Here is a 9,045-nt window from a genome sequence, read left to right on the forward strand (position 1 = left end):
CCGGCTCAACGCTCCCATCCAGCGGCTGCTTATACTAGCTTGCGGAAGGGTGTGCTTGATGGGACTCGGAGAGGGGAGCCTTGGCGGTTTCCCCCCGCAGGTAGGCCAGGATCTCCTTCAGGCTCTCGACGATGATCTGCTCCCCCTTGGGAAACTCGTAGGGGGAGAGTTCGAGGGTCAGCACCTCGTTATAGGCGGTGTTCCTCAGGTGGTCCAGGAAGCGGGTGAGGGGGAGGATGCCGTGGCCCGGGAGCAGGTGCTGCCGGCCGTGGCCGTAGTCGGAAAAATGGATGTTCCTGATCCTTCCGCTGTTGTAGCAGAGGTAGAAGTCGTTGATGAAGTTGGCCTTCCCGGACCCCATGTGGGTGCAGTCAAAGGTCAGGTAGAGGTTTCTCTCCTGGAGGAACTCGATCATCTTCTGGGTCTCTGACAGGATGTAGCCGTTGATCCGGTACTTCCCCGTCCAGGGCATGTTCTCCAGGGTCACGGCCACCTCGTTCCCCCCGATCTCCTTCTGAAAATCATGAATCCGGTACAGCCAGCGCCAGTAGCCGATCTCGAATCCGAGCCAGGATGGGGGATGGAAATTGACCAGGCCGATCCCGCAGTCTCCTGCGATGTCGACGCATCGCTTGAGCGAGTCGATCTGGCTCCCCCAGCCGTCCAGCGGCATGAAGGGGGCGTGCATGGAGATGATGGGCAGCGTCTCGGCCAGCCTGTTGATCAGCCGGCGCGAGTTCACCTTCTGGAATTCTTCGTTGATGACCAGCTCCACCCCGTCGAATCCCACTTCCGCCGCGATCTCGAAGACCTTTTCCAGCGGAAAGATGAAGAGTGTCCCTGCCGAGATCGAAATTCTCATAATTCCTATCCCAGTTCGACCATTCTCTGGTACGCGATCTTCTGCAGGTTCAAAACCGTGTCGAGCGACGCCCGCAGTCGCTCATCCTCGTCCAGCTCAAGTCCCTCTATGCTGCAGTAGGCGCCGCACTGCTCCGTCTGTATCTCGCTGAGGATCCTCAACTGCATCAGGCACTGATAAGCCTTCAGCAGCCGCTCCGAGAGCTCCACGGAGAGAATGCCCTTTTCCAGGAGCGCCTGGATCCTGGCGATGGTTCCCCCGGAGCCGATTCCCGCCTGCACCGCCAGCACTCGCACGATCATGACCAGCGGATCGATAGCCAAGGTCTGCAGGTTCAGCTCTCCCCGGTGCTCGCCGTCCCGCTCCAGCCGCCAGCGCCCGAATCGCCCCAGGGCCAGCGGCATGGTGATCACGCGGCGGGCAAGCTGCACGAACGGCGCACGGTTTCGTTCCTCCAGCAACGACTTGGCCGCCGACTCGAGCGCCGCGGCAGCAAGCTGCTGGTCGCCGTAGATGAAGGAGAGATCGCTCATCGCCTCCAGGCGCCATTCCCACTCCGACACCCCCCCCTGCCCGTCCTGGAAAGGGGATGACTCCCGCCCCGCGCTCTCTCCCCGGCTCCCTACCAAGAGGTCCCGCCACCTGGCGAGCGAACCGTGCCAGAACATCCCCTCGTTGCCGAGGAGTCCGGCATCCTTGAGGGAGGCGGAAAGTTGTCTGCTGAAAAGGAGGGAGCGTGGATTGTCCTCCTCGTGCAGCAGCAGGTAGCGGTTTTCGCTGCGGAGGGTCTGTTCGCCGCGCCCGCGGTCTCCGCAGACCATGAGGGCGTGCAGGGGGCCGCTCCCCTGGCCAAGCTGCAGCATGCGCTCGTGGGCAAGGGAGAGCGCCTTCGAGGCTGTGCGGTCATGCAACTTGTTGCAGATGCTGCACAGCGCCAGTACCGACCGCCGGCGGCGGAAATGAGCCGAGACCACCTCCCGGTAACGCGCCAGAATCGGTGACAGTTCCACCGGAGAGCGGGCATCGTAGATACCCTCGTCAAGGGTCGAGACCTCCCGCAGCAGCTCGGTCTCGTAGTCCAGTTCATCGCCCAGGGCCTCGATGAACCGCTTTAGCAGTGCCTCCGCCTCCCTGGACGAACTGCGGCCCCACTTGTGGGCGAAACTGTCCTTAAGCGACGCGATCAGTTCGGAACTGGCGCGCCACGCGAGGATATCCTTCCCCTTGGTTCCCAACAGCATCGGCATGGATCGCTCCAGAAAGTTGAATTACACCACTACCGCGTCCCCGCGTCGCCCCTCCCCTTGCGGGAGGGGGCAGGGGGTGGGGGAACGTTCCTCATTTTAACGTGTTGGCAGCTTCACCCCCCCCTCCCGCTTGCGCGCCGAAGCGCTACAGCGAGCAGGCCCGTCAAGGGAGGGGGGCGGGGTGCGACGGGAAACTCCATACCGGCTAGTCGAGGTACCCGTGTACCTCCTCCTGCAGAAATCTTCTCATCTCTTCCGGCGGCGGCGGGGTCACCAGCGAGACGGCGATGATGACGCAGATGACCAGCGGTGCCCCGCAGAGCGCGGACGAGGTAATGGGGAACCAGGCCGAGGCCTGGGGCAGAACGCCACCGAAAAGAGGTTCGGCGAAGGTACAGAGGACTCCGGTCAGCATCCCAGCTATGGCCCCCTCGCGGTTGGCCCGCTCCCACCAGATCCCCAGCAGGAAAAGGGGGAAGATGGTATTTCCGGCCAGCGCGAAGGCAACGGCCGTGATCTCCGCTATCAGGCCCGGAGGGTCGAGGGCCAGCAGTAGCACCACCGCCGCCAGCACCAGCGATCCACCCTTGGCGACGTTCATCCTGGCGGACTCGCTGGCGCGCGGATTGAGGAGGCTGTAGAAGATGTCGTAGGAGATCGATGCCGCACCGGTCATCAACAGGCCGGCAACGGTGAAGAAGGCGGCGCTCAGTGCCCCGGCTGCCAACACTCCCACCAGCCAGCCCGGGATTCCTGCCATGACCGCCGTTTTCAGGATCACGATGTCCGCCATGGCCGGCAGCGGCTGCGTCTGCCCATTTTGGGCATCCAGCAACCTCCCGAAAACCGCGAAGGCGGGGGCCGACCAGTAGACCAAGGCGATGAAGAAAAGCCCCCAGACCACGCTCCAGCGCGCGTCCCTGATGTTGGGCACGGTGTAGAAGCGCGACAGCACGTGCGGCAGCCCCGCGGTCCCGACCATGAGGGTGAAGCAGAGGGCGCACCAGCTAAAGAGCGTTCCGTGGGTGAAGGGGGAGGTGAGGTCGATGTTGAAACGCCGGGTCAGGTCTCCGATGGCCTCGCCGTAGCCGAACTGGGGGAGGAGCCAGAAGTATCCCAGTTTGCGGGCCAGCCACATGAGCGGCAGTATGAAGGAGACCACGATCACGAAATAGAGGAGCTGCTGGTTGCGCGGCACCCCGAGTGCCCCGGAAATGACCAGGTAGGAGACCACGGCCAGCGCGCCGTAGATCACCCCGTGCCGGTAATCGATCCCCAGCATGAAGGAGAAGACCATGCCGATCCCCTTGAACTGGGCCACGCAGTAGATGACGGAGATGGTGATGGAAATGACGGCGGCGATCAGGCGGGCGGCCGAGGAGCCGTAACGCTCGCCCACGAAGTCGGGGGCGGTGAATTTGCCGAAGCGGCGTATCTGGCTGGCGAGGAGCACCAGCAGCAGGACGTACCCGCCCGTCCAGCCGATGACGTAGGCCAGCGCCTGGTACCCTTGCAGGTAGATGAGGCCGGCGAGGCCCATCAGGCTGGCGGCGCTCATCCAGTTGCTGGCGATGGCCGCGCCGCCGCCGATCCTTCCCGTGTAGCGCCCGCCGAAGCCGTACTCGATGTTGTCCCTCGACTTCTGCCTCAGCCCCACCACGAGGAAGGAGACCAGGACGCAGAGGACGACCAGGATGGACCATGTCGAATCATTCATAGCTTCGATCTCTCCTGCGGCTGTGGTATTCGGTGATCCGGTCGATGTAGAGGTTGAAGATCACGCACAGAACGATGAACCAAAGGGGCAGGAACTGGCCGGTGAACCAGAAGTGCAGCGGCAGCCCGAAGAGGGAGAGCCCGGTCAAGAGCTGCCCGGCACCGGTACCGCGACAGAGTGCGAGCAGGATCTGGAAGCCGAAGGTGCAGACGGCCCAGCCGAAGAGGATGGCGAAGATGATGATCACCTCGTCCCGCATGTGCCCCATCTTGGGACGGAAGAGATTGACCTGGTAGCGCTTGTTCTGGTGGCTCATGATGTCCTCCTTCAGGGTCGCTGCGCTTCCTTCCTGTTGACGTCAAAGGCTGGACCGAGACTCTCTCGACCCGGAAGAGGTTACATGATGGAGAAGTTGGTGTGGATGATCTTCTGCAGGTCTTCGACCAGCAGCAGGGCGTGCCTGATCTTTTCCCGCTCCTCGCTCGGGAGCGAGTACGGGTTGAGGTAGTAGGCGTCGTCCTGTATCCCCTTGATGACCTTGATCTGGAGCAGGATGCGATGCTTGGTCAGAATCCGGTAGGCCTCGATCAGACCACGGGCCGTAGCCGGTGAGAAGCTCCGCTCCCGCTCCAACAGCTCGATGCGCTTCACCGTCGAGGTCGCCGGGATACCCTGGTTGATGGCCAGGATCCTCACGTTCATCACCAGCGGCGCCCAGGCCAGGAGCTTGACGTTGAATTCCCCCTTGTGCTCGCCGCTCCCCTCGGTCCAGATCTTCTTCAGGAAGCCCAAGGCCAGCCTCATCTCCGTGGCCGCCTTGGCCATCCCCCAGAGTGCCTGGAAATAATCCTGCTCCAGGGTCCTGATCCGGCTGATCAGTTCTTCCGCCAGTTCCCGGTCACCAGCCACATAGCGGGCGTCCGAGATGACGATGAGGTCCATCACGTTCTTGCCGTAGTCCTCCACCTCGTAGCGCACGATGGAGAGGAGGCGGCGCTGCCAGTGCGACAGCGAGCCGCGCCATTTCTCGTTGGACGGCATGATGTCGCCGGTGCACTTCTTGAAGCCGATCTCCGCCAGCCTTTCCACCAGCAGATGCGACAGGGCTTCGAAGTAGCGGTCGTCCTCATCGGAGCTGTCGTCACCGTAGACGATCAGGTAGTCCTGGTCCGTGATGAGGGTCTGTTCTTCCCTGCCGTCGCTCCCCATGCTGATCAGGGCGAAGGGGAGAGGGGGTGGGTGCGGCATCTCCTCCTGCACCAGGGCGAGGGCCCGGCCGGCCAGGGCGTCACGGTAGGAGGTGCAGTTCTCGTGCAGGGCGGGGACCGAGTAAAACCGTAGGAATCGCTCCATTTCCAGCGCGTTCAACTCTTCATGGAGCCGTGCCAGGGACAGGTAGCTGCTCTCTGGTATGGCCCGGAGGAGCTCGTCTTCGCGGCGGGTGAAGGTGCTGATATCCTGGAGTTCCTCTTCCGCGTTCCTCTTCAGTGCCTGCAGCAGCTCCCCGATCTCCTCCCTCTCGAGAAGGGGCAGATAGGCGTGGACCCGCCCCATCAACTCCTGGAGGAGTTCGGCGTCGCTTATTTCGGGCGGGAAGATCTGGTGCGGCATGGCTGCTCCAAGGAGGCTGCGGTCGGTTCGGGATGATTCTACATAAAAATTCTAATTTGTAAAACTGTTTGTCTTCACCCCTGCTGCGCAGCGATGTGGAGAGGGCACAAAAAATGGGGAAGGTTTCCCTTCCCCATCTTCTGTCGCTTGCGAATTTGGTTCCTAGTGCTCGACAGCCTTGGCCATGCCTATACCGGTGTTCTGGCGGACGTAGACCTCGTCGAACATCTCCTCGGAGCGCCTGCTGGGGAAGGCCAGGGCGCCCAGGATGGCGGCCAGGAAGCCCAGCGGAATGGAGACGATGCCCGGGTTCTTGAGGGTGAAGAGCGGCTTCTCCAGGCCGACGAGGGAGGTGCCGTCCTGCTTGGACTCGTCTTTCGCCTTGGCGAGAGCCTTGGTGTCCTTCTCGCTCAGGGTTGCACCGGCGGGAAGAGCAGCCTGTTTCTTCTCGAGGGCGACGACTACCTTCTTGGCGCCGGCTGCCACCACTTTCGGGTAGGTCATGTTCGGGGATACCAGCACCAGCGCGATGGAGACCACGGTGCCGACCACCAGGCCGGAGATGACGCCGGCGGTGTTGAACTTGCGCCAGAAGAGCGAGAGCACGACGACCGGGAGGTTGCCGGAGGAGGCGACTGCGAAGGCCAGTGCCACCAGGTGGGCAACGTTCTGCTTCTCGGCGGCGATGCCGATGAGGATGCCGCAGGCGCCGACCACGAAGGAGGTCACGCGGGCAGCGAAGACCTGCTCGTGCTGATCGGCGTGGCCGTCCTTGATCACGTTCACGTAGATGTCGTGAGCGATAGCTGCGGAGGCCGCCAGCACCAGGCCGGAGACGACGGCGAGGATGGTGGCGAAGGCTACGGCGCAGAGGAAGGCCAGGAAGATGTCGCCGAGTATCGGTGCCACGTCGGCGCCCATCTGCTGGGCCAGCATCAGGGTAGCCATGTTGCCGCCGGCGTCGACTGCGGTGATCGCCTGCGGGGTCAGGTTGATGGCGGCGCCGAAGCCGAGCAGGGTGGTCAGGACGTAGAAGCCGCCGATGATGAACATGGCGATGATAACGGACTTCCTGGCGGCCTGGGCGGTCGGGACGGTGAAGAAGCGCATCAGGATGTGCGGCATGCCGGCGGTACCGAAGACGAGGGCCATGCCGAGGGAGATCTGGTCAAGCGGGTTCTTCATGTAGAGGCCCGGCTCAAGGAAGCGCTGTCCTGCCTCAATGCCGCTGATGATGACGCCGTCTTTCAGCGCCAGCTTGGAGACGTGATCCTGGATGTTCGGGTTGTTGACGATGATGTCGAAGAAGCCTACCGGGTTGAAGCCTGCCTTAGCCATGACCATGATGGAGAGGAGGATTGCGCCCGACATGAGGAGGCCGGCCTTGATGATCTGTACCCAGGTGGTGGCGGTCATGCCGCCGAAGACGACGTAGCCGACCATGAGGACGCCGACGCCGATGATGGAGGTCTTGTAGGGGATCCCTATCAGCAGGGCCATCAGCTTTCCTGCGCCGACCATCTGTGCGGTGAGGTAGAAGGTGGAGACCGAAACGGTGGAGATGGCGGCGAAGGCGCGGACCGGCTTGGGCGAGGTCCTGAAGGAGAGGATGTCGCCCAGGGTGTACTTGCCGGCGTTGCGGCACGGCTCGGCCACGATCAAGAGAACGGTGATGTAGGCGACGAGCCAGCCGACCGAGTACATGAAACCGTCATAGCCGTACAGCGAGATGAGGCCGGAGATACCGAGGAAGGAGGCTGCCGACATGTAGTCGCCGGCGATGGCCCAGCCGTTCTGGGTTCCCGTGATGCCGCCGCCTGCGGCGTAGAAGTCGGCTGCCGTCTTGGTCTGCTTGGCGGCCCAGACGACGACGCCCATGGTGATGCCGATGATGATGGCGAACAGGCCGATGGTGATGGTCTTGTTGGTCTTGAGTTCGGTTTTCGGCTCGGCCGCTTTGGCTGCCTCGGGAGCGGCCGCCTTCTGTGCGGTCGCTGCCATGGCCGGTGCGGCCGGGGTGGCCGGAGCAGCGGCGGGGGCGCTCACGGCGGGTGCTCCGCCTGCGGGGGCGGTCGCTTTGGTCGGCTCTGCAGCAAAGGCGGTTGCGGCAAAAGTAAGAGCCATGCTTGCGGCGATGATTAATTTCTTCATGGTCATGTCGTATCCTCCTTTGCTAGAGATGTAATTCGTCGATCAGCTCACGGGTGAGCCTGTCGAAGTCCTTGTTGGCGACGTGGGAGTAGTAGAGGGCGATCCCCCAGGATACGAAAAACTGGGAGAGGGCGAACATGTAACCGAAGTTGATCGACCCCAGGATCTTGACCTTGAAGATCGCCGGCGTGTAGGCCGCCCCGATGGGGAGCAGGAAGTAGTAGACGCAGGAGAAGATCCACCAGCCGAACAGGAAGGCCGTCTTCTTGTGATGAAGCTCCACGAACTTCGGGTTTCTGGCAATCGCTGACCAGTCGTACCGTTTTTCTGCCATGGTTTGTTTCCTCCTCTTATTGAAGAATGCGCAGCTTGATGGAACGCCTCGTTTCTATAGAAGTTGGGGTCACGCGGGTAGATAGCCGAATCTGGCGGAAAGGAGGCCAGCGCCCTCCTGGAGCGAAGGGATGATCTCGTTCTCGATGCGCTCGGCCAGCAGTCGGACCGACGGGCCCAGCAGCGTTATGGCACCCACGACTTTCCCTGCATAATCTCTGACAGCGACGGCGACGGTTATGATGCCGTCCCCCAGTCCGCCGTTATCGACGGCAACCCCGGTGTTTCTTATCTGCTGTAATTCTCTTGCCAACTTTTCCAGGTCCGCTGGCTTGCAGCGCTTGTTGTCCCTTCTGCACAACCTTTCCAGCAAGTCCCACGAATCGACGGCCTTCATGACCTTCCCGGCAGCGTTGGTGAAGAAAGGGAACTTTCTCCCGATGAGAGGTTGCGCCTTAACCGGCTGAAGAGAATCGACCATGTTGAGGAACAGCACCTCGTTGTCCTTGATGACGGTCATGTAGACAGCTTCGCCATGTTTTCGGGCCAACTCCTCCAGAATCGGGTGGGCGTAGGTGACGAGACTCGAGCCGTCCGTCGGCTCCCGGAGGATCTGTTTGGTCTCTCTGGCAACATTCGAACTGTCGGCAAGCTTGCGGCCCAGCGCGATGGCCCTGGCGCCGAGTTGGTAGGCACCGGAGATCGGATCACGATCCACCAACTCCTTCTCGCTAAGGGTGGCAAGCAGCCGGTAAGTCTTGTTGCGGCTGTACCCGATACTGTCTGCAAGAGTTTGCAGCGGGAGATCCTCGGCGCTTTCCGCCAGTTTCTCAAGCAGTTCCAACGCCTTTCTGACATTTAAAATGGGGTACTTGGTCTCGAAATGGTGCATGGGCTACCTCTTGTTACAGAACCACCAGGTGCTGGCTTATCTACTTTCACGGTGTAACGGGTTGGCGTCGACGTTGACCAAATATAACAATATTTTGTTTTTATGCAAGAATTTTTTTATCTTTCTTCGTGAGCGCGCTAAGTGCTTTTGTGATGGTTATTTTTCAATAGAATGCCGTGAAGGTGTGGCGATAAAATTGGTTATAGCGGGCTGTTATCAGCCGCGCGCAACG

8 protein-coding genes are annotated in these 9,045 nt (G+C 61.5%); all 8 read right to left on the reverse strand.

Annotated elements, in window-relative coordinates; translation table 11 throughout:
- Positions 1–34: 34 nt before the first annotated feature.
- Positions 35–862 carry a sugar phosphate isomerase/epimerase family protein gene (locus AC11W3_RS14140; protein WP_484092225.1) on the reverse strand — a complete coding sequence of 276 codons (828 nt, stop codon included), beginning with the start codon at positions 860–862 and terminating at the stop codon, positions 35–37.
- 5 nt (positions 863–867) lie between these two features.
- Positions 868–2,109 carry a putative nucleotidyltransferase substrate binding domain-containing protein gene (locus AC11W3_RS14145; RefSeq protein WP_484092226.1) on the reverse strand — a complete coding sequence of 414 codons (1,242 nt, stop codon included), beginning with the start codon at positions 2,107–2,109 and terminating at the stop codon, positions 868–870.
- A gap of 205 nt (positions 2,110–2,314) precedes the next feature.
- Positions 2,315–3,826 carry a VC_2705 family sodium/solute symporter gene (locus AC11W3_RS14150; RefSeq protein WP_484092227.1) on the reverse strand — a complete coding sequence of 504 codons (1,512 nt, stop codon included), beginning with the start codon at positions 3,824–3,826 and terminating at the stop codon, positions 2,315–2,317.
- Entirely contained in the window at positions 3,819–4,142 is a 324-nt protein-coding gene (locus AC11W3_RS14155; RefSeq protein WP_484092228.1) for a DUF4212 domain-containing protein, read from the reverse strand. Before AC11W3_RS14155 ends, AC11W3_RS14150 begins: the two co-directional genes overlap by 8 nt.
- Before the next feature lie 80 nt (positions 4,143–4,222).
- Complete coding sequence (locus AC11W3_RS14160) at positions 4,223–5,437, reverse strand: DUF294 nucleotidyltransferase-like domain-containing protein (RefSeq protein WP_484092229.1); 1,215 nt, start codon at positions 5,435–5,437, stop codon at positions 4,223–4,225.
- A gap of 162 nt (positions 5,438–5,599) precedes the next feature.
- Positions 5,600–7,588 (reverse strand): solute symporter family protein, encoded by a 1,989-nt coding sequence (locus AC11W3_RS14165; protein WP_484093193.1) that lies wholly within the window; start codon positions 7,586–7,588, stop codon positions 5,600–5,602.
- Positions 7,589–7,610: 22 nt separating this feature from the next.
- Positions 7,611–7,922 carry a DUF485 domain-containing protein gene (locus AC11W3_RS14170; protein WP_484093194.1) on the reverse strand — a complete coding sequence of 104 codons (312 nt, stop codon included), beginning with the start codon at positions 7,920–7,922 and terminating at the stop codon, positions 7,611–7,613.
- Between the two features lie 69 nt (positions 7,923–7,991).
- Positions 7,992–8,813: an IclR family transcriptional regulator gene (locus AC11W3_RS14175; RefSeq protein WP_484093195.1), complete on the reverse strand. Its 822-nt coding sequence runs from the start codon at positions 8,811–8,813 to the stop codon at positions 7,992–7,994.
- Positions 8,814–9,045 lie beyond the last annotated feature (232 nt).

Source organism: Geomonas sp., from assembly GCF_056994735.1.